Origin of the sequence: Actinacidiphila bryophytorum (assembly GCF_016916835.1) — a bacterium.
Classification (GTDB): domain Bacteria; phylum Actinomycetota; class Actinomycetes; order Streptomycetales; family Streptomycetaceae; genus Actinacidiphila; species Actinacidiphila bryophytorum.
This window is the reverse complement of record NZ_JAFFIX010000004.1, coordinates 185124-205475: the sequence shown is the minus strand read 5'-3', so window position 1 is coordinate 205475 and position 20352 is coordinate 185124. Positions and strand designations below refer to the sequence as shown.

Genomic DNA, 20352 nt, shown 5'->3' with positions numbered 1-20352 from the left:
CCGGTTCCGCGGTGCGGAACCGGCCCCTGCTGCCACCCGGGTGGCTCAGTTGGCTCAGTTGTCCTCGTACTCGCGCCACAGCCGCACGACGTCCGGCTGCGCCCGGTAGAACGACAGCAGCTTGAAGTACTCGCCGGCCGGCGACGAGGCCACGTAGGCGATGAAGCGGCGCTCGGCGTCCGGGTCGGCGGACGGGGCGTTGCGCGCCAGCTGCTCGATCTTCGGGTCGAGCCGGCCGCCGGTCGTCGCCGCCGGGTCCAGCGTCATCGCGCTGAAGCAGATCCGCTGCACGCTGGGGGAGTCCCAGTTGAGCGTGACGTAGAAGCCGCCCGCCGACTTGGCCAGGGTCTGCAGCGCCTCGCTCGGCTCGGGCATGTCCAGGTCGCTGAGGATCGAGGCGACGTTCTTGGGTTCGAGCAGGTAGCCGTCGGGCGTCTTGAGGTAGACGTTGAAGGTCTTGTGCTCGTAGTCCATACCGGTCAGGGCGACCTGGTCGGCGACGCCGTGCCGCTCGAAGAAGGCGGCGTTCTCGGCCACCGCGGGCGGCACCGCGCCGATCGAGGACAGCGTGGAGATCAGCTGCAGGTCGTCCGGCGGGAAGAACTGGAAGGTCTTGGTGAAGCCGCCCACGACGCCGAAGTCGACACCGTAGTTGTCGATCGGGCAGGCCGCCGCAATGTCCGCGCTCAGCGAGGCGACCGGGTGGTCGGTGCGCGGGGTGATCCCGCCGGACAGCGCCATCGCGTAGGGGTCGACATCCTTGGGGATCATCGTGAAGCGGCAGCTGAAGTCGTTGCTGCGCCGCGCGCTGGTCTCCACCCGGAAGGCGATCGCGGAATGTGGTATCACGTCCTGATAGGTCGTCATGATGGGCCAGACCGTGTCACGCGAGCTGGTCACACCCGTCTGCCGAGCTGCTTCCTCGATGACCGAGTAAAGGTCTTCCAGCTCCGTCGTCCCGGCCATTCGCCCTCCAAGTTCGAATGAGGCAAGATCACCGACAGTCCAGTCGCCGTCACTGTCCGTGTCCGCTTCCTGCTGCTCCGTCACCTGAGCATTGGCCGCGGGCCTTGGCGGGGACTATGTGTCGGCTTGGCGGCGGCTTGGCGGCGTCCCGCGGCGCATAGAGTGGCGCGGGTGGGACGCAGACTGGGGCGGGTGGGCGTGCTGGTGCTGGAGGGGGCGAAGCCGCTTGACGTCGGGATTCCGGCGCAGGTGTTCGCGAACCGGGCGAGCATGCCGTACGAGGTACGGGTGTGCGGGGCGGCGCCGGGACTGGTCGCCGGCGGCGACGGGTTGTCGTACCACGTCGCCGACGGGCTGGACGCGGTGGAGTGGGCGGACATCGTCTTCATCCCCGGCTACCGCTTCCCCGACCGCGAGGACCCGCCGCCCGCCGTGCTGGACGCGCTGGTGGCGGCGGCCGACCGGGGTGCGCGGCTCGCGGCGATCTCGACCGGGGCCTTCGCGCTGGCCGCGACGGGCCTGCTCGACGGCAAGCGCGCCACCACTCACTGGCACTACACGCGCAGCCTCGCCGCGAAGCACCCGCTGGTCCGGGTGGACGAGAACGTGCTGTTCGTGGACGAGGGCACCGTCCTGACGTCCGCGGGCGCCGCGTCGGGCATCGACCTGTGCCTGCACATCCTGCGCGGCGACCTGGGCGTGGCCGCCTCCAACCACGCGGCCAGGCGGCTGGTCGCGGCGCCCTACCGCAGCGGCGGGCAGGCGCAGTACGTGCCGCGGAGCGTGCCGGAGCCGCTGGGCGAGCGGTTCGCGGCGACGCGGGAGTGGGCGCTGCACCGGCTGGGCGAGCCGCTGACCCTGGAGGCGCTCGCGCGGCACGCGGCGGTGTCGCCGCGGACCTTCTCCCGGCGGTTCGCCGAGGACACCGGCTACACGCCGATGCAGTGGGTGATGCGCGCCCGGGTGGACATGGCGCGGGAGCTGCTGGAGCGCTCGGAGCGCGGGGTCGAGCAGATCGCTGCGGACGTGGGCCTGGGGACGGGGGCGAATCTGCGGCAGCACTTCCAGCAGATCCTGGGGACGACGCCGAGCGACTACCGGCGCACCTTCGCCCGCGGCGAGTAGGCGGCAGAGGGGGCTCGCACACGTGGCGCGATCCTTTCGAACAGTGGCGCTCACGCCGCCGCCACGCCCGGACGCCACCGGCGAACCTGGTCTCATGACTCGTATCGCCATCAACGGATTCGGCCGTATCGGCCGCAATGTGCTGCGCGCGCTGCTGGAGCGCGACAGCGACCTCGACGTCGTCGCCGTCAACGACCTGACCGAGCCCACCGCCCTCGCCCGCCTGCTCGCCTTCGACTCGACCGCCGGCCGGCTGGGCCGCCCGGTCACCGTGGACGGCGACACCCTCGTGGTGGACGGCCGCCGCATCAAGGTGCTGGCCGAGCGCGACCCGGGCAAGCTCCCGTGGGCCGAGCTGGGGGTGGACATCGCCCTGGAGTCGACCGGGCGCTTCACCTCCGCGGAGGCGGCCCGCGCGCACCTGACGGCGGGCGCGCGCAAGGTGCTGGTGAGCGCCCCGTCCGCGGGCGCCGACGCCACGATCGCGTACGGCGTGAACACCGACGCGTACGACCCGGCCGCGCACACCGTCGTCTCGAACGCCTCCTGCACCACCAACGCGCTGGCGCCGCTGGCCTCGGTGCTGGACCGGCTGGCCGGTATCGAGCACGGCTTCATGACGACCGTGCACGCCTACACGCAGGAGCAGAACCTGCAGGACGGCCCGCACCGCGACCCCCGGCGGGCCAGGGCGGCGGGCGTCAACATCGTGCCGACCACGACGGGCGCCGCGAAGGCGATCGGCCTGGTGCTGCCGAACCTGGACGGCAAGCTGTCCGGCGACTCGATCCGCGTGCCGGTCCCGGTGGGCTCGATCGTGGAGCTGAACACGACCGTGGCGCGCGACGTGACCCGCGACGAGGTGCTGGCCGCCTACAGGGCCGCGGCGGACGGCCCGCTCGCGGGCGTCCTGGAGTACTCGGAAGACCCGCTGGTCTCCTCCGACATCACCGGGAACCCGGCCTCGGCGATCTTCGACTCGGCCCTGACCCGGGTGGACGGCCGCCATGTGAAGGTGGTCGCCTGGTACGACAACGAGTGGGGCTTCTCGAACCGGGTGATCGACACCCTGCAGCTGCTGGCCGCCTCCTGACCGGCACGGCACGGCCCGCCGCGGGGAGCCGACACCCCGCGGCGGGCCGTTTCCCGACGGCGGGTCAGGACGCGGGCGCCCACAGGGTCGCCGACGGGGCCTGCCGGGTGAGGACGGTGGAGCCGGTCCAGTCCAGGAAGGACGCGGACGGCAGGTAGTCCTCGCCCAGGAAGAAAGCGCGGGTGACGGCCGTGACGGTCAGGGACGCGCCTGTCTCGACCACCGGGGTGCGCAGCGCGACGATCTCCTCGATGTCCGACTGCGTGGTGCCCGCGGGCAGTTCGACGGTGGTGGCCGCGGTGCCCTCGCGGGTGACGGACCACGTCGGGTCGACGTGGTTGGAGCGGTAGAGCGCGGGGTCGCCCTTGAGCCGTACGCCGATGGACAGGCCCACGCTACCGGCGTCGGTGGACGGCGCCGCGGTGTGGGCGACGGCGAGGTAGAGGTACGTGCGCTGGTCGCCCAGTCCGGGGGTGGCCGGGTCGGACGGCGACTCGATCTTGCCCTCGCGGGTCATCTCCTGCGCCATGACCGGGTAGAGCCAGGGGTTGACGTCCATCATGTGCTCGCGCGGCTGGCCCGCGGGCAGTTCCTGGACGGGGGCGGGCGAGAAGCGCATCGGGTCGTCCACGACGTCGCACAGGTTGTTGTTGGAGGTGCAGGTCTCAAGAAGCGGCCGGTCGCCCTCGTGGCCGCCGGCGAAGACCAGCGTCTGGTGGTTGGCGGCCTGGTAGACACCGCTGCCGGGCACCGGCTTGCCCTGGGCGTCCACCTCGACGTCGTACGCCCACTCGATGTCGGTGGTGCGGCCCCAGCGGGCCATCAGTGCGGGCGAGTTGGTGCCGCCGTCCTCGTTGGTCCAGATGACGGTGTACTGCAGCACCTTGTGTCCCGGCGTCTTCGCGGGCAGCACCTCGTGGTACGAGTACAGCGGCGCGTCGGTGGTCGCGCTCTGGAAGGCGGTGCCCAGCTCGGGCAGGTTACGGCCGTAGTAGACCGGCGCATTGCGCAGGACGAGCCCCATGTCGGTGGTCTCGCCGTAGACCTGCACGGCGACCGCGCCGAGCCGGGCGCTGCGGGCGCCCTGGGGGGAGCGGTCCGCGGCGAAGCGGAACTCCAGCCTGTGCGGGCCGCGTTCGAGGTGGCCCAGCGAGAAGGTGCGGGTGGTCGGCTGGTCGGAGGGGATCACGATATCGGTGGTGTAGCGGCCGTCGACGTACGCGGACACCACCGCCGACTCGCTGCCCGCGGTCCCCCAGGAGACGCCGGGCGCCCGCGAGTCGAGCGTCAGCACCGCCTCGCCCGGGCCGCGCACCACGAAGGGCACGGTACGCGCCGGGCCGCCGCGCCGGACGGTGACCTCGGGCGCGTGGCCGCCGTGGGCCGTGCTGCCGGCGCCGGCCTGCGGGACGGCGGCCGCGGCGCCCGTCGGGGCGGCGAGGCCGAGCGCCGGCCCGGCCAGCAGCACCATCGCCGCGCCCCCGACCAGCCCCCTGGTGCCGGTACGGGGTCGTGACCTGCGGATGTCCTTCATGGCGAGTTCCTCTCAGCCGGTGCGCGGTCCTGCCTGGGTCGTCACGACGGTGCAGCAGGACAGCGACGGCTGGGAGACGCGGGCGGCAACCCCCGTTGAACTTCCGTGCGGGAAGGGGCGGTCGGGGCGTCCCGGGCTCAGGCGAACTGGCCGGGCTGGTAGGAACCCGCGGGCTGCCTGATGATGACGTTCATCCGGTTGTAGGCGTTGATGACGGCGATCAGGCCCACCAGCGCGGCGAGCTGGTCCTCGTCGTGGTGCTTCGCGGCCGCGGCCCACACCTCGTCCGACACACCGCCGGCCGCGTCCGCGATACGGGTTCCCTCCTCGGTCAGCTCCAGGGCCGCCCGCTCGGCGTCGGTGAAGACGGTGGCCTCCCTCCAGGCCGCGACCAGGTGCAGCCGCTGCGTGGTCTCGCCCGCCGCCTCCGCGTCCTTGGTGTGCATGTCGGTGCAGAAGCCGCAGCCGTTGATCTGGCTGGCCCGCAGCAGCACCAGGTCCTGGGTGGCCCGGGGCAGCGACGAGTCGGTGACCGCCTTGCCCGCGGAGTTGATGTACTTGGTGAACTTCTGGGCGGTGGGGTTGGTGAAGAAGTTGAGGCGCGCGTCCATGACCGGCTCCCTGATCTGCTGTGATGCCGCGCTCTCCGCGGCGTTGACACCCCTTTGACGTAAGGGGCCGGGGTCATGTGACCGGCCCGCGTGTGACGTGGCTCTCACCGCCGGGAGGCGGACGCGAGGGGGCGCGGCGGCCCGGGGGCCGCCGCGCCCTTGCGGGGAGAGCGCGGGGTCAGCTCGCGCTGCAGGAGAAGGACGGCCAGGTGGTCGAACCGTTCTTCTGGATGGTCAGGCCCCAGTTGTTGCCGCTCCCGTTGGGTTTGGCGACCAGCTGGTACTGGCTGGGGTAGCTGGCGCTGATGTTCCAGGTCGACATCACGACCTCGGGGGCGGGCAGGTTCACCGTCACGGTCCAGTTGCTGGAGCCGGAGACCGAGACGTTGAGGTTGTAGCGGTCGCTCCAGCTCGATCCTGCGGTGACGTTGGCGGTGCAGCTGCCGCCACCGCCGGTGGTGCCGCCGGTGGTGGTGCTGCCGGTCGTACCACCGGTGGTGGTGCTGCCCGTGGTGCCGCCCACCGTGCCGCCGCCCCCGGTCGGGGCGACCGCGCGGCCGGTCTGCGGCGAGATCATGCCGTAGCACATGCCGCGGCTGGCCAGGTTCTGCGCGATGCGCGGGATCGCCGCCAGCGTGTTGGCCGGCCACTCGTGCATCAGGATGACCTGGCCGTTCTGCAGCTGGTTGTTGGCCGCGACGATCGCGTCCACGCTCGCGCCGTTCCAGTCCTGCGAGTCCACGTCCCAGATGACCTGCGTCAGGCCGTACTTGGACTCGACGCCCTGGAGCGTGGAGTTGGTCTCGCCGTACGGCGGGCGGAAGAGCTTCGGGGTGCCGCCGCCCGCGTTGGCGATCGCCTGCTGGGTCCTGGAGATCTCGGAGTCGATCTGCGCCTGGCTTTCCTGGATCAGGTGCGGGTGGGTGTAGCTGTGGTTGCCGACCCACATGCCCGCGTTGACCTCGGCCTGGACCTGCGAGGGGAACTGGGCCGCGTACTGGCCCTCGTTGAAGACGGTCGCCCGCAGCCCGTTCTGCTTGAGCGCGTTGAGCAGGGCGGGGGTGTGGTCGTTGGACGGGCCGTCGTCGAAGGTGAGCCCGACGTAGCCGTTGCAGGTGGCCGCCTGCGTCGTGGTGGCGCCGGTGGTGAAGGTCAGCGTGGTCGCGACCGCCAGCGCGGCGACGGCGAGCCCGGTGACCAGCGCGCGTGGCGACAGTTTCCTTGGGATGCGCATGGGGGGTGGGTCCTCCTCGTGAGGTGGGGGGTTGGAGGTCAGCCGGAGCTCAACTGCCGGTGCAGGTCAGCGCCGTGGGCGGGGTGGCGTTGCCTCCGGCGGTGAAGCCGAAGGTGGTCGAGGCACCGGGTGCGACGGTGCCGTTGTAGGGCGCGTTGGAGACCGTGACGGCGCCGCTGGTACCGGAGTTGACGCCGTTCCACAGGCTGGTGACGGTCTGGCCCGAGGCCAGCGTCATGCCGACCCTCCAGCTGCTCAGCGCGGTCGTTCCGCTGTCGCGGACGGCGACTTCGGCCTGGTAACCGCCGGTCCAGCTGTTGACGAGGGTGAAGGTGGCGGTGCAGCCGCCCGTACCGCCGCCGGTGGTTCCGGTGGACGTACCGGTCGAGGTGCCCGTGGACGTACCGGTGGATGTGCCGGTGCTCGTGCCCGTCGACGTACCCGTGCTGGTGCCCGTACTCGTGCCCGTCGACGTACCGGTGCTCGTACCCGACGACGTGCCGCCGTCGGTGAGGGTCGGGGTCGTCCAGGTGCGCCAGGAGGCCAGGTCGCCGGCCTTCGAGGGGGCCACCCGGAAGACGGCGGGCGCGCTGCCGGTGCCGAGCAGGAACTTCTGGATGCTCGCCTGGAGCGGCGCCTTCCACTCGGGCCTGACCGCGCAGTGCGTGCCGTCCGCGACGTCCGACCAGTAGGAGATGTTGCTGCCCGCGCCGAGTGCCTTGAAGACCTCGGCGCCGCCGAGTGCGGCCACGCTGCCGGACTTCGCGCCCAGCCAGTCCACGTGCGGGTTCTCCATGACGAACATGCCGCGCGGCGCGACCATGCCGACGATCTCGTGGGTGTCCACCGGCAGGCCCGCCGGGTTGCCCGTGTACGACCCGAACGCGTCGCCCAGCCACGGCTGTTCGGAGTACGCGCTGCTGAGCGGCTGGCTGCCGCTCTCGGTGGGGATGCTGCGGAAGGCGTCGGTGCCGCCGGAGCCGGACTCGATCGGCATCGTCAGGGCGATGCGCTGGTCGAAGGCGCCCGCGACGAACGCGCCCTTGCCGTACCGCGAGCAGCCGGTGACACCGGCAGCGTCCTTCTTGATGACGCTGCCGTCGGCGGACTGGATGACGTCGATGATCCGGCTCACGCCCCAGGACCACGCCATCAGCAGGCCGGTGCTGCTGGAGGAGCCGTAGATGCTGTAGAAGGCGCCCTGCTTGCTGCTGCGGGGCGTGCCCTCCTTGCCGACCGTCGTCGGGTCGAAGTTGATGATCGCGGCGCCTGACGCCTTGATCGTGGCGGTGTCGGCGCCGAGGCCGCCGAGGACGATGACCGCCGGGAAGGGTCCTGTGCCGCTGGGCAGGTCGACGGACGCCGAGAAGCTCGCGCTCCTGCCCTGGTCCGAGACGTTCACGGTGATGCCGGTACGCGAGACGGTGCCGGTCACGCTCGACGGCCTGGCCGGCTTGGTGCCGTAGACGGTGGCCTCCGCCTGCCGCTTGATCTCCTCCCTGCGGCACTGCCAGTCGGCGGTGGTGGTGATCCGCGTGCCGTCCGACGTGGTGAACGGGTCGGGGAGTTTGGCGTTGGAGGGCGTCTGGCCCGGGGACACGGGGCAGTTGGCGCCCTCGTCCTCGACGGTGGACGCGATGAGCTGGGGCGCGGCGGCGGCCGCGGCGGTTCTGCCGGCTGCGGCACCGGCCTGGGGCATGAGGGCCGCGGTGGTGGTCAGGCTCGCGACGGCCACGACCGCCGACACGGCCCATACCCGGGGCCGATGGTGGGGGAAGCGCATGGGGGGACCTCCAGAAGCCGTGGGGGGCTGGAAGTGCGCCGGGAGCGCTCCCATGTTAGGTACGGGTCATGAGCGTGACAATACGCCGAACGCCGGCACGTCAGCTTGGCCGTTTTCACACCCGCAGCAGGCCTTCACACCCCCGTCGAGGCGGGCGGAACGGCGGAAACCGGCCACCGACAAGTCTCTGAGCTGCATCTTTGTCCGGCGGCGACTTTGAGCCACTTTCCGGGATGTCGGCGAAACTTTCGGAAAGCACCAACGGGCAAATCACCCGGACGACGAGTGCGGGAATACCCCCAGGGGGTATATGGTTGGCACACGTCGAGAGCAGCACGAACCGGCGCTCACGAAGGGGACGGGGCCATGGACCACACACATCACCACCAGCACGAGGCAGGACACGAGGGCGGCTCGCACGCCGACCACGGCACCGGGCACGACCACGACCAGGGCTCGCACCCCGCCACCTGGCGCACCGCCGCGCAGGCGACGCTGCACTGCCTCACCGGCTGCGCCATCGGCGAGGTCCTCGGCATGGTCATCGGCACCGCGGCCGGGCTGCACAACGGTGCGACCGTGGCGATCTCCATCGCCCTGGCCTTCGTCTTCGGCTACGCCCTGACCATGCGCGGCGTCCTGCGCGCCCAGGTGCCCTTCCGGCAGGCGGTGAAGATCGCACTGGCCGCCGACACCGTGTCCATCGCGGTGATGGAGATCATCGACAACACCGTGATGGTGGGGGTGCCCGGCGCCCTGGACGCGGGGCTGGCCGACGCGCTCTTCTGGGGCTCGCTCGCCTTCTCCCTGGCCGCGGCCTTCGTGATCACCACCCCGGTCAACCGCTGGATGATCGGCCGCGGCAAGGGCCACGCCGTCGTCCACGCCTACCACTGAGGCGGCGCTACCGCTCCTGCCGCCGCCAGGGGCCGACGCCCAGCTTCCCCGTACTGCCCAGGTCGATCTCCGGCGTCACCGTCACCGCGTGCGTGCCCGGCCGCGCGACGACCCTGGCGTAGGGGACGTCGACCGGCGCACCGGAGGTGAGGGTGTTGCGCCACATCAGGCCCGAGGCCGCCTGCTCCCCCGGTGCGAGGGTCATCGCGCGCGGCGGGTCGTCGAAGCCGGTGCCTGTGGAGATGCCGCCGCTGCCGTGCAGGACGCGGACACCGGTGACGGGCCTGCGGTGCAGGTCGAGCAGCTGGACCTGCGGGTAGCCGCTCAGCCGGTAGGGGTGGTCGGAGCAGTTCTCCAGGTGCAGGCCGACCACCCGCAGCCCCATGGCGGCGTCGCCGCGGTCGGCGTAGACGCGTACCCCGGAGGCCGGGCAGGGGCCGGTCTCGGCGGGTGCCTCGGCTGCGGGGACGCTCCTGACCCGGTAGACCGTCACGCGCGCCCCGTTGCCCGGCGCGACGAGCGCCCCGAGGTCCACCGCGGCGTCCGCGCTGCGGCCCGGCTGCACGCCCGCCACGGTCCCCTTCGGGTGGGCGAGCGACTCGCCGCCGGGCGACCGCACCTCGAACTCGACGGTGTAGGTGAGGGGTTGGGTGTCGTGGTTGGTGATACGGAAGCGCACGGAACGGTCCGCCCCGCCGTCCGTACCGCAGCCGCTCGGGCCGCCGCCCGCGTCGGTGATCTCGACGCCGTCCACGGCCTCGGGCGCGGGGCCGCCGCCGAGTCCGCAGCGGTCCGCGGCAGTTGTGCCGGGGCCGCGGCCGCCGCCCGCGGGCTGCCCGGTGCCGCACGCCGTCAGGAGCAGGGTGCCGGCCAGGACGGCGGCGGAGAGGGCCAGGTGGCTGCGCATCGGACCACCCCACCACCGGCAGGCCCGCAACCCCTGTGACGGGAGCCACACTTCCCGTCACAGGGGTGTCACAGCCGTTCCGTCCGGCCGGCGGCTACTGCGGCGTGACCGTGAACGCCGTGATCCGCTGGGCTCCGTCCGCACCGTCGGGGTGCGCGCTGGTCAGGTCCAGCCGGATGCGGTCGGTGTGCAGCGGGGCGAAGGTGATCACGGTCGGCGCGTCGGAGCCGGCCGCCCAGGTGACGGCCTGGTCGCGGGCCGGTACGAAGCGGTCGCCGTCCCAGTACGAGACGGTGGCCGCAGCGGGCAGCGTGTGGATGGCGTCCACGGTGAAGGAGACCGCGACCGACTCCACGCTGCGGGGCGCCGCCCAGGCGACCGACACCCAGTCGGCCGCGCGGGCCCCGCTGAAGGCCGGGAGCAGGGCGGTGGCGCTCTTCTTGAAGGCGTTGGACCAGCCGGTGGCCGGGTCGCCGTCGAGCATCGCGGCCGGCAGGGTGTTCGGGGCGCCGGAGTAACTGGCGTCCGCCAGCGGGTGGTCGGGGGCCTGCGGGGCCGGGCCTGCGGCGAACCGCGCGGGCGGGGTGGTCGCCGCGTCGGAGGCGTGGAGCGTCCGCACCTGGACGCTCGCCTTGTGCAGGCCGGGTCCCGTCGCGGTGACGGTGAGCCGCCCGGCTGAGGTGCCGGCGCGGACGATGGCCAGCGCCTTGCCGTGGAAGGCGGTGCGGGTGCTGGACTGGTAGCGCTCGGCGCTCTCCTGGCGGCCGTTGTCGACGCCGGCCAGCGAGCCGCCGTCCACCGTGAAGGTCAGCAGGTGGTCCGCGCCGGGCACGACGGTGCCGCGCGCGTCGATGACCTCGGCGGTGACGTAGACCAGCGAACGCCCGTCCGCGGGCAGCCCGTCGCGGTCCGGCAGCAGCCGCACGGTGTGCGGTGCGCCCGCGGTGCGCAGCACGTCGGTGGCCACGGTCCGCCCGCCCCGCCGGGCGACGGCCTTCAACTCGCCCGGCGCGAAGGGCACCTGCCAGGTCAGGTGCAGTTTGCCCGCGCTGCCGTTGGGGCTGGTGTAACTGCCCGGGTAGGGGCCGCCGGTGACCGTGCGGTCGTCGCCGGTGGCCTCGGTGGTCTCCAGGTACGTGCGCCCGTCGGTGGTCGTCTTGGTGTCGAAGCGCCGCACGCCGAGCGAGCGGCCGTCGAGGAAGAGTTCGACCGTGTCGACGTTGGAGTACGCCCACACCTCGACGGTCTCCCCGGCCTTGTGGTCGGTCCAGTCCATCGGCACCAGGTGGACCATCGGCTCGGCCGTCCACTGGCTGCGGAAGAGGTGGTACATGTCCTTGGGGAAGCCGGCCGTGTCGACCGCGCCGAAGAAGGACGCCTTCACCGGGAAGACGTTGTAGGGCGTCGGCTCGCCGATGTAGTCCATGCCGGACCAGAGGAACTGCCCGGCGAAGAAGCGCCGGTCGCGGTCCTTCTTCAGGCCGTACTCGCCGCTGATCGTCCACGAGGCGAGGTTGTTGTCGTACGAGGACGTCTCCCGCCTGCCGGGGGTGTAGTTCTCGCCGGTGTTGAGGTGCTGCGGCTCCTGGTAGGCGCCGCGGGTCGAGGTCTCCGACGACGACTCGGACTCGAAGAGGAAGAGGTGCGGGTAGCGGGCGTGCAGGGCGTCGACCGAGGCCGCGGTGTTGTAGTTCAGGCCCAGGCCGTCGAGTTTGCCGAGCATCAGGTCGGCAGCCGAGCCGACCGCGGGCAGCCCGCGGTATTTGTCGGAGCCGATCACGACCGGCCGGGTGGTGTCGAGCGAGCGGACGGTGTCGATGAGGCCCTGGGCCATCGCCAGGCCCGCGGTGCTGGTGGAGTCGGGGATCTCGTTGCCGATCGACCACATCACGACCGCGGGCGAGTTGCGGGCCGCCTTCACCATCTCGGCGATGTCGGCCGCGCTGTTGGCGTCGAAGAAGCGGTGGTAGTCGTAGGTGGTCTTGCCGGTGTGCCAGCAGTCGAAGGCCTCGACCATCATCACGATGCCCAGCTGCTCGCAGACCCGGATCATCTCCGGCGACGGCGGGTTGTGCGAGGTCCTGAAGGCGTTGACGCCCATCGACTTCATGATCGTCATCTGCCGCAGCAGCGCGTCGGCGCTGATCGCGGAGCCCAGCGCGCCCTGGTCGTGGTGCAGGTCGACGCCCTGGATCTTGGCGTGGACGCCGTTGACGGTCATGCCCGTGTCCGGGTCGATCGCCACGAAGCGGAAGCCGAAGGTCGTCGGCAGGCTGTCCAGGGTCCTCCCCCCGGCCTGCACCTCGGCCTCCAGCGAGTACAGGTGCGGCGCCTCCAGGGACCACAGCTTCGGTGCCGCGACGGTCATTTCCAGCGTCTCGGTGCCCTGCCCGCCGGCCGCGAGGTCCAGCGGTGCGCTCTGCCGGGCCACTTGGCGGCCCTGCGGGTCGCGGACGGTGGCGACGACGGTGGCCCGGCGCGGCTGCGCGGACTCGTTGACCGCGGTGATCTCCGCCCGGACGGTGGCGTGCCCGGCCGCCGCGCTCTCCGCGAGCCCCGGGGTGGTCACGAAGGTGCCCCAGCGGGCCAGGTGGACGGGGTCGGTGATGACCAGCCGGGCGTTGCGGTAGATGCCGCTGCCCGAATACCAGCGGCTGCTGGGCAGTTGGTTGCGCACCTGGACGGCGATCACGTTGGGCGTGCGGCCGTCGGTGTGCAGCAGGTCCGTGAGGTCGAAGGCGAAACCCGTGTAGCCGTAGGGGTGGTTGCCGACCAGGGTGCCGTTGCAGTAGACGTAGCTGTCCATGTAGACGCCGTCGAACTCGACCGACACCCGGCGGCCGGCCGTCGCGGGCGGCAGCGTGAAGGACGTGCGGTACCAGCCGAGGCCGCCGGGCAGGAAGCCGGTGCCGCCGGAGGTGCCCGAGTCGGTGGTGGGCGTCTGCTCGATGCTCCAGTCGTGCGGTACCGAGACCGCCCGCCAGCGCGAGTCGTCGTAGCCGGGCGCGGCGGCGTCGGCGTAGGCACCGGTCGGGTCGGTGACTCCGGCCGGGTTGACCAGGGCGAAGCGCCAGCCGTCGCTGAGGTCGACCGTCCTGGCGGGTGTACGACCGTGTGCGGGATCGGGGCCGGCGCCGTGGGCGGGGGCGGCGGCAGCGCTGGGGACGAGCCCCGGCAGAGCGGGGACAGCGGCTCCCACGGCTCCGGTGACCAGCAAGGACCTGCGATTGACCGGCACTGCGACCACTCCTCGATGAGGGTATACGCGACGGAGGCCTTGGCGATGTGTACGCTCACAATGGATCAGCAACGAACAGAATCCACCAATGCCACACGGATTCTCGCAGTGCGGGACCTGCGAGGGTCAAGGGTCGTGCGACACCTTCGTTGAGCCGTACACCACTTCTCGCCGACGCGCGGGGGCGGACCAGGCGTGCTGTCATGGAAGGAAGAATGCTCTCCGTCGCCTCAGGGAGGTCCGGATGACCACCTACCGCGTTGCACAAGTCCCCGCCGCCGGCGGCCCGTTCGAGATCGTCGAACGGGAGGTGCGCGTGCCGGGCCCCGGACACGCCAGGATCGCCGTCGAGGCCTGCGGGGTCTGCCACAGCGACGCCGGCTTCGTCGAGGGCGCCTTCCCCGGGGTCAGCTTCCCGGTCGTCGCCGGGCACGAGATCGCCGGGCGTCTCGACGCGCTCGGCGAGGGCGTGGCCGAACGCGGCTGGCAGGTCGGCGACCGGGTCGCGGTGGGCTGGTTCGGCGGCAGCTGCGGCCACTGCAAGCCCTGCCGCCAGGGCGACTTCATCGTCTGCGAGAACCTGAAGGTCCCCGGCTGGGCCTACGACGGCGGCTTCGCCGAGTCCGTGATCGCCCCCGTGGACGCCCTGGCCCGCATCCCCGACGCCCTCTCCCCCGCCGACGCCGGGCCGCTCGGCTGCGCGGGCGTGACCACGTACAACGGCCTGCGCCGCAGCAAGGCGGAACCCGGCGACCTGGTCGCCGTCCTCGGCATCGGCGGCCTCGGCCACCTCGGCGTGCGCTACGCGGCCGCCATGGGCTACGAGACGGTCGCCATCGCCCGCGGCGCCGACAAGGCGGACTTCGCCAAGCAGCTCGGCGCCCACCACTACGTCGACTCCACCGCCGACACCCCGGTCGCCGAGGCGCTGCAGGCACTCGGCGGCGCCGACGTCGTCCTCGCCACGGTCGGGAACTCCGACGCCATCGGCTCGGTCGTCGACGGGCTCGCCCGGCGCGGCGAACTCGTCGTCATCGGCGCCACCACCGACCCGATGGGCATCGCCCCGCTGCAACTGCTCATGCAGGGCCGGGTCGTGCGCGGCCACCCGTCGGGCACCTCGCAGGACGTCGAGGACACGATGCGCTTCAGCGCGCTGCACGGCATCCGGCCGATGGTCGAGACGGTGCCGCTGGACGAGGCGGGCGCCGCGTACGAGCGGATGATGTCCGGAGCCGCGCGCTTCCGCATGGTGCTCACCATGTGAGGACGCGGTGAGGGTACCCGGCGGGGCCGCCGGGTGCCCGGGAGTCGGCCGGCCGGCGCCGGCCGGGTGCCCCAAGTGGATGGGCCGGGCTGCGACTTCGCCGTAGAGTCGGACATGTGTGCTGCCGGTCACCCGGCGCGCGGTTCCGGGACAGCACGTCCCCCGGGGGAGGGCAACACCGCATGACCCGTCGCTCCACGAGCGGTCCGATCGCCGTCTGGGCCGAGATGCAGCGCCAGCAGCAACGCCAGCAGGAGGCCCAGCAGCGGGCCCGGGCGCAGCAGCAGCGCGAACGGGAGCGGCAGCAGCGCGCGTACGAACGGGACATGGCCCGGCAGAACCGGGAACGCCAGGCGGCCTACCGGCAGCAGCAGGAGGCCGAGGCGCAGCGGCTGACCGACGAGCTGGACGCCCGCGTCGCCGCCCTGACCGGCCTGCTGGCCACCGGGGTCAGCGCACCCGCCTTCAGCATGGCCGCGCTGCACCGCTCCCAGCAGCTCCAGCCCTTCGACGCCGGGCCGCTCGCCCGCCCCGTCCCCATGCCCGACCCGCAGCGCTACCAGGCCCAGGCGCCCGGCGGTTGGGGCCGGGCGAACCGCCGCGCGCAGGAGGAGGCGCAGGCCCGCTACGCCCGCGACCTTGCCGCGGCGCAGGCCGCGGAAGCCCAGCGGCAGCAGCAACTGGCCGCCTACCGGCAGCAGTACGACCAGTGGGCCGCCGACCAGCTCGCCGCGATCCGCCGCCACAACGCGGGAGTCGAGCGGCTGGCCGACGGGCTGCGCACCGGCGAACCCGACGCGGTCGCCCAGTACTTCTCCGCCGCCCTGTCGCTGTCGACCGCCTGGCCGCAGGACCTGCCGCGCCAGGTGGACGCCGCCTACGACGCGGGTGCCCGGCAGTTGGTGCTCACCTGGGAGCTGCCCGGGTACGACGCGGTCCCCGAGACCAAGGCGGTGCGGTACATGCCGACCGCCGACCGCCACAAGGACACCCCCCGCCCGGCCGCCCAGCGCCGCGCCCTCTACCGCGACCTGCTCGCCCAGTGCGTGCTGCTGGCGCTGCGCGACGTCTTCGCCGCCGACGGATCCGGCGTGCTGGAGTCGGTGGAACTGGCCGGCTACGTCGACGACCACGACCCCGCGACCGGCCGCGAGGCCCGTATCTACCTGGCCACCGTGATCGCGGACCGCGGCGTCTTCGCCGCCCTGGACCTGGCGCGGCTCAGTGCGGTCGACTGCCTGGTCGACGTCTTCCACGGCCAGTTGTCCGCCCGCCCGGAGCAGCGCGTCGCCGTCCGCCCCGGCCGGCTGCCCGAGGACGTGGGCGCCCCCGTGCCGATGGCCGCGGCCCCCCTGGTGGACGACGAGGACGAACCCGACCTGTTCGCGATGGACCCGCTGGTCTTCGAGGAGCTGGTCGCCGCGCTCTTCCGCGCCATGGGCATGGAGGCGGTGACCACGCAGCGCTCCGGCGACGGCGGTGTCGACGTGGACGCCGTCGACCCCACCCCGATACGCGGCGGCACCATCGTCGTCCAGGTCAAGCGCTACCGCCACACCGTGCAGCCCACCGCGGTCCGCGACCTCTACGGCACCGTCCAGCACACCGGCGCCAACAAGGGCGTCCTGGTCACCACCTCGCGCTTCGGCAACGGCTCGCACACCTTCGTCCGGGGCAAGCCGCTGGAGCTGGTCTCCGGCGAGCAGCTGGTCGAACTGCTGCACCAGCACGGCCTGCGCGGCCGCCTCGGCCCCGGCGACCGGCCGCCCGCCCCCGCGGCACCGCCGGCCCCCGACCACAACGTGCTCGGCGTGCAGTGGTCGGGCGGCGTCGCCCTGGACGTCTGCGCCCTGGTCTGCCGCGGCGCGACCGTCCTCAGCGACGACCACTTCGTCTTCTACAACAACCCCCGCACCCCCGACGGCACCGTCACCGCCGTCCCCGCGACACCCCCCGACCGGGCCGCCCTGCGCGTCGCCTTCGACGCCCTCCCCGCCGACGCCGACCGCCTGGTCCTGGCCACCGCGATCGACCCCACCGTCAACCCAGGCGCCGACCTGTCCGGCTTCACCCGCGCCGCCGTCCGCCTGCTGGACGCCGGCTCCGCGGAACTCGACCGGCTCCCCGTCTCCGACGGCCGCCCCGGCGAGACCGCCCTGGTCCTCGGCTCCTTCCGCCGCCGCGCAGGCGGCGACTGGGACTTCGTGGCCGGCGGCCGGGGGTACACCGGCGGCCTGGAGTCGCTGATCCGCGACCACGGCATCGAGGTGTCGTAGCCCGCGGAAGACGGCTGTAACACACCGGCGGTCCCGTGCATCGAGTACGGGTAAGCACTTGCCGTCCGGAGGGGGTCGCCCGCATTGCGACATGCACAGACCAAGGCGTACATCGAGTTCGCCCAGGCCAGAACGCGGTCGCTGTACCGCTCCGCGTGGCTGCTCACCGGCGGTGACACCCACCTGTCCGAGGACCTGGTCCAGGAGACGCTGAGCCGCATGTACGTCGTCTGGGGCCGCGGCTCCGACAAGCTCGGCAATCCGGCCGCGTACGCGCAGACCGTCCTGGTCCGCACCTTCCTGATGCACCGGCGCCGCCGCTCCACGGCCACCGAGCGGCTGACCGCCGAGCCGCCCGAGTACGGGCAGCAGCAGCCGCGGGCCGGCGGCGGCACCGGCGACGTGGCACTGCGGGTGACGCTGCTGCACGCGCTCGGCCGGCTCGCCCCCAAGGACCGGGCGGTGCTCGTCCTGCGCTACTGGGAGGACCGCAGCGTCGAGGAGACGGCGCAGGCGCTGAATTCCACGTCGGGGGCGATACGCACGCGGACGGCCCGCGCCCTGCACCGGCTGCGGGCCGAACTCGGCGAGCAGGCGGCCGATCTCGTCCCGCGCTGAGCCGCCACCGCGTACCTCCCTTCGTTTCCCCCAGCCGTCCGCACGCGCGGCCCGCGCATGCCCACCAGACGAGGATCACCCATGCCCGCATTCGAGGACGCCCTGAGCACCGCACTGCGCCAGGCCGCAGAATCCGCCGAGCCCGACCGCCCGCTGCGCCTGGTGTCCGCGGCCCACGCCCAGGGCCGCAGGACCCGGCGGCGGCGCACGGCCGCGATCGTGTCGGTGACGGCGGCCGTCGCCGTGGCCGCCGCGGTCGGCGGCACGGTCGTGGCGACGTCCGGGTCGAACGGCCACCACATCGACACGATGGTCGCCTCCCCCCCGGCCCCGCCGTCCGGTTCGGCCGCCCGCGCCGCCCGTATGCACCAGGCCCTGACCACGCTCCTCACCCCTGGCACCCTCACCGGCATACGCTCCCAGGACAGCGCCCCCAAGGACGACGCGGCCCAGCACCTCGCCCCCGCGGCGGGCATCGCGGCCAAGTTCACCAACTCCCGCGGCACGGCGGTGGTGTCGGTCTTCGTGACCCGCAAACCCGCAGGCTCCGGCCCCTCCACGGCCGGATGCCCCCCCGTCCGCGGCGGCGCGTCCGACGACCCCTGCCACCTCTCCCTCTACAAGGACGGCCGCCTGATCGTCAGCCAGTCCGTGCATCCGGCCCCCAAGGACTGGCTGACCTCGACGTACGAGACCCCCGACTACCAGGTCACGGTCAACCAGCAGTGGATCCGCAAGCCCGGCACGGACAGCAGGACCCCGACGACCGACGCCCCCCTGACCACCCAGCAGCTGACGTCGATCGCCGAGTCCGACCAGTGGCGCCACATCGCCACGACGATGCCGGCGCCCCCGGCGTCCGCGATGCTCCCCTTCCGCCTGATTCCGACGACGCCCTGGGCGTAGGCGCCGTGATCTGCGGGCGGAACCCTCTTGTGCAATGGTCAAGAAACGTTGACCATTGGTGCCATGCCGAGCGACGACGTTCCCAGGACCCTCCACGTCACCACCGACGAGCAGGTGCGTGCCGTCTCCAATCTCACGCGGCACCGGATCATGGCGGTGCTGCGCTTCGAGCCCGCGACGATCACGCAGATCGCCGAGCGGGTGGGGCTCGCGAAGGGGAGCTCCAGCTACCACGTGCGGCTGCTGGAGCGGGCGGGGCTGGTCAAGGTGGTGCGGACGCGCAAGGTCCGGGGAGTCACCGAGCGGTACTACGCGATGGCCGCGCGGTCGATCGTGCTGCCAGAACCGGGCGAGGGCGGGCCCGACGTGCTGATGCGGCACGCGGTGGCGGACCTGGAGGCGTCGCCTGCGGACGGTGAGCGGCATGTGCGGATGGCCCATCTGCGGCTCACCGACGAGCAGTTCGCCGAGCTGGCGGAGCGGCTGGAGGCGCTGGCGGACGAGTACCGGGAGCTGTCGGACCCGGCGCTGCCGGACGCGTCGCTCGTCTTCGCCCTCTTCCACCCGGCGCAGGGCGGGCCCGCGGGAGGGGAGGCCAAGTGAGCGCGGACGCGGGGAAGTTGTCGGCCGGCTTCGGGCGGCTGTGGACGGCGCAGACGGTGTCCTCGCTCGGCGACGGCGTGACCTATGCGGCACTGCCGCTGCTCGCCCTGACGTTGACGCGCGACCCGATGGCGCTCGCCGTCGTCACGGCCGCCGGAACTGTGCCGTGGCTGCTCTTCGGGGTGCTCGGCGGTGCGCTGGTGGACCGCTGGGACCGGCGGCGCACCATGTGGGTCACGGACGCGGCACGTGCCGCGCTGCTCGCGATACCGGCGGTCGCCGCCGCGCTCGACGTGCTGAGCATTCCGCTGCTCGCCGCCGTCGCCTTCCTGCTGGGCCTCGGCGGGCTCTTCTTCGACACGGCCGCCACCGCCTTCCTCCCCGACCTCCTCGGCCGCGACCCCGCGCTGCTGGAAAGGGCCAACTCCCGCCTGCGCGGCGCCCAGACCGCCGCGTCCGGCTTCGCGGGGCCGCCCGCGGGCAGCGCCCTGCTCGCGCTCGGCCGGGCGGTTCCGCTGCTCGCCGACGCGGTGTCCTTCGTGCTCTCCGCGCTGCTCGTGCGATCGCTGCCGGCCGCGCCCCTGCCCGTACCCGAGGCCCGCGAGCCGCTGCTGCGGCAGGCGCGGGCCGGCGCCTCGTACGTCTTCGGGGACCGGCTGCTGCTCGGGCTCGCGCTGCGTCCCGCGGTCGGGAACATCGCCTTCCTCGCCGTCGAGACCGTCCTCGCCCTCTTCGCCCGCGAACGCCTGGGCATCGGCGCCTCCGGCTTCGGCCTGCTCCTCACGGCGGAGGCCGCCGGCGGTCTGCTCGGCACGGGCGCCGCCTCGTCCCTCGGCCGGCGGCTCGGCACCGGTACCGCGCTGACCTGCACGGCCGCCGTCGAGGGCCTCGCCGTCCTGGGCCTGGCCGCCGCCACGAACGCGTACGCCGCCGGCCTCGCGCTCGCCGCCTGCGGTGCCGGCATGGGCGCCACCATGGTGATCGGCCCGTCCCTGCGGCAGGCCGTCGTCCCCGCCCACCTGATGGGCCGGGTCGCCTCCACCTCCCGCATGCTCGCCATGTGCGCGGCCCCGTTCGGAGCCTTCCTCGGTGGCTGGCTGGCCACCGCGTACGGCGTCCGCACCCCGCTGTTCGCCGCCGCGGGCCTGCTGCTCACGATGACGGCGGTGACCGCGGCCATGACCGGCAACCGCCGGGTCGAGGCGGCCCTGCGCGCCGCCGCTCCCGACGCGGATCGCCGGGAGTCCCGGACGCCGGTCCAGGCGAGCGCGACGTAGCGGTAAGGGCGGCTCCC

General features: G+C 72.9%; 16 protein-coding genes. 9 read left to right on the top strand and 7 right to left on the bottom strand.

Annotation, left to right across the window (positions count from 1 at the left end; translation table 11 throughout):
• Nucleotides 1–54 precede the first annotated feature (54 nt).
• Nucleotides 55–966 carry an aromatic prenyltransferase gene (locus tag JT723_RS08275; protein ID WP_205043828.1) on the bottom strand — a complete coding sequence of 304 codons (912 nt, stop codon included), beginning with the start codon at nucleotides 964–966 and terminating at the stop codon, nucleotides 55–57.
• 171 nt (nucleotides 967–1137) lie between these two features.
• Between JT723_RS08275 and JT723_RS08270 the strand changes: the two genes are divergently transcribed.
• Together JT723_RS08270 and gap are read left to right on the top strand one after the other, a co-directional pair.
• Nucleotides 1138–2091 carry a GlxA family transcriptional regulator gene (locus tag JT723_RS08270; protein ID WP_205043827.1) on the top strand — a complete coding sequence of 318 codons (954 nt, stop codon included), beginning with the start codon at nucleotides 1138–1140 and terminating at the stop codon, nucleotides 2089–2091.
• A 94-nt stretch (nucleotides 2092–2185) separates the two neighbouring features.
• Nucleotides 2186–3184: a type I glyceraldehyde-3-phosphate dehydrogenase gene (gene gap, locus JT723_RS08265; RefSeq protein ID WP_205043826.1), complete on the top strand. Its 999-nt coding sequence runs from the start codon at nucleotides 2186–2188 to the stop codon at nucleotides 3182–3184.
• 64 nt (nucleotides 3185–3248) lie between these two features.
• Here gap and JT723_RS08260 read toward each other — a convergent pair whose 3' ends face one another.
• The 4 genes from JT723_RS08260 to JT723_RS36080 all read right to left on the bottom strand — a co-directional run bounded on the left by JT723_RS08260 (nucleotide 3249) and on the right by JT723_RS36080 (nucleotide 8310).
• Entirely contained in the window at nucleotides 3249–4718 is a 1470-nt protein-coding gene (locus JT723_RS08260) for a hypothetical protein (RefSeq protein ID WP_240165262.1), read from the bottom strand.
• A gap of 137 nt (nucleotides 4719–4855) precedes the next feature.
• Nucleotides 4856–5329 carry a carboxymuconolactone decarboxylase family protein gene (locus tag JT723_RS08255; protein WP_205043825.1) on the bottom strand — a complete coding sequence of 158 codons (474 nt, stop codon included), beginning with the start codon at nucleotides 5327–5329 and terminating at the stop codon, nucleotides 4856–4858.
• Nucleotides 5330–5507: 178 nt separating this feature from the next.
• Nucleotides 5508–6563: a polysaccharide deacetylase family protein gene (locus tag JT723_RS08250; RefSeq protein WP_205043824.1), complete on the bottom strand. Its 1056-nt coding sequence runs from the start codon at nucleotides 6561–6563 to the stop codon at nucleotides 5508–5510.
• Between the two features lie 49 nt (nucleotides 6564–6612).
• Nucleotides 6613–8310 carry a glucuronyl esterase domain-containing protein gene (locus JT723_RS36080; RefSeq protein WP_251513258.1) on the bottom strand — a complete coding sequence of 566 codons (1698 nt, stop codon included), beginning with the start codon at nucleotides 8308–8310 and terminating at the stop codon, nucleotides 6613–6615.
• A 402-nt stretch (nucleotides 8311–8712) separates the two neighbouring features.
• Here JT723_RS36080 and JT723_RS08240 point away from each other — a divergent pair, with 402 nt between their 5' ends.
• Nucleotides 8713–9243 carry a DUF4396 domain-containing protein gene (locus JT723_RS08240; protein ID WP_205043822.1) on the top strand — a complete coding sequence of 177 codons (531 nt, stop codon included), beginning with the start codon at nucleotides 8713–8715 and terminating at the stop codon, nucleotides 9241–9243.
• 7 nt (nucleotides 9244–9250) lie between these two features.
• Here the strand turns inward: JT723_RS08240 and JT723_RS08235 are convergent, their stop codons facing one another.
• Together JT723_RS08235 and JT723_RS08230 are read right to left on the bottom strand one after the other, a co-directional pair.
• Nucleotides 9251–10150, bottom strand: a complete 900-nt coding sequence (locus JT723_RS08235) for a DUF4232 domain-containing protein (RefSeq protein ID WP_205043821.1) — start codon at nucleotides 10148–10150, stop codon at nucleotides 9251–9253.
• A gap of 94 nt (nucleotides 10151–10244) precedes the next feature.
• Nucleotides 10245–13388, bottom strand: coding sequence for a glycoside hydrolase family 2 TIM barrel-domain containing protein (locus JT723_RS08230; protein ID WP_205043820.1), 3144 nt, complete (start codon nucleotides 13386–13388; stop codon nucleotides 10245–10247).
• A 244-nt stretch (nucleotides 13389–13632) separates the two neighbouring features.
• Between JT723_RS08230 and JT723_RS08225 the strand changes: the two genes are divergently transcribed.
• From JT723_RS08225 to JT723_RS08200, 6 genes are all read left to right on the top strand, one after another.
• Nucleotides 13633–14655, top strand: coding sequence for an alcohol dehydrogenase (locus JT723_RS08225; RefSeq protein ID WP_205043819.1), 1023 nt, complete (start codon nucleotides 13633–13635; stop codon nucleotides 14653–14655).
• Nucleotides 14656–14837: 182 nt separating this feature from the next.
• Nucleotides 14838–16931, top strand: coding sequence for a restriction endonuclease (locus JT723_RS08220; protein WP_205043818.1), 2094 nt, complete (start codon nucleotides 14838–14840; stop codon nucleotides 16929–16931).
• An 84-nt stretch (nucleotides 16932–17015) separates the two neighbouring features.
• The gene (locus tag JT723_RS08215) at nucleotides 17016–17549 is read left to right on the top strand and encodes a SigE family RNA polymerase sigma factor (protein ID WP_205043817.1); all 534 of its coding nucleotides are present in this window, start codon (nucleotides 17016–17018) and stop codon (nucleotides 17547–17549) included.
• Nucleotides 17550–17630: 81 nt separating this feature from the next.
• Entirely contained in the window at nucleotides 17631–18455 is an 825-nt protein-coding gene (locus JT723_RS08210) for a hypothetical protein (protein ID WP_205043816.1), read from the top strand.
• A 63-nt stretch (nucleotides 18456–18518) separates the two neighbouring features.
• The gene (locus tag JT723_RS08205; RefSeq protein WP_205043815.1) at nucleotides 18519–19058 is read left to right on the top strand and encodes an ArsR/SmtB family transcription factor; all 540 of its coding nucleotides are present in this window, start codon (nucleotides 18519–18521) and stop codon (nucleotides 19056–19058) included.
• A 17-nt stretch (nucleotides 19059–19075) separates the two neighbouring features.
• A complete protein-coding gene (locus JT723_RS08200) occupies nucleotides 19076–20335 on the top strand; it encodes an MFS transporter (protein WP_240165306.1) in 1260 nt (419 codons plus the stop codon).
• The last annotated feature ends 17 nt before the right edge of the window (nucleotides 20336–20352 follow it).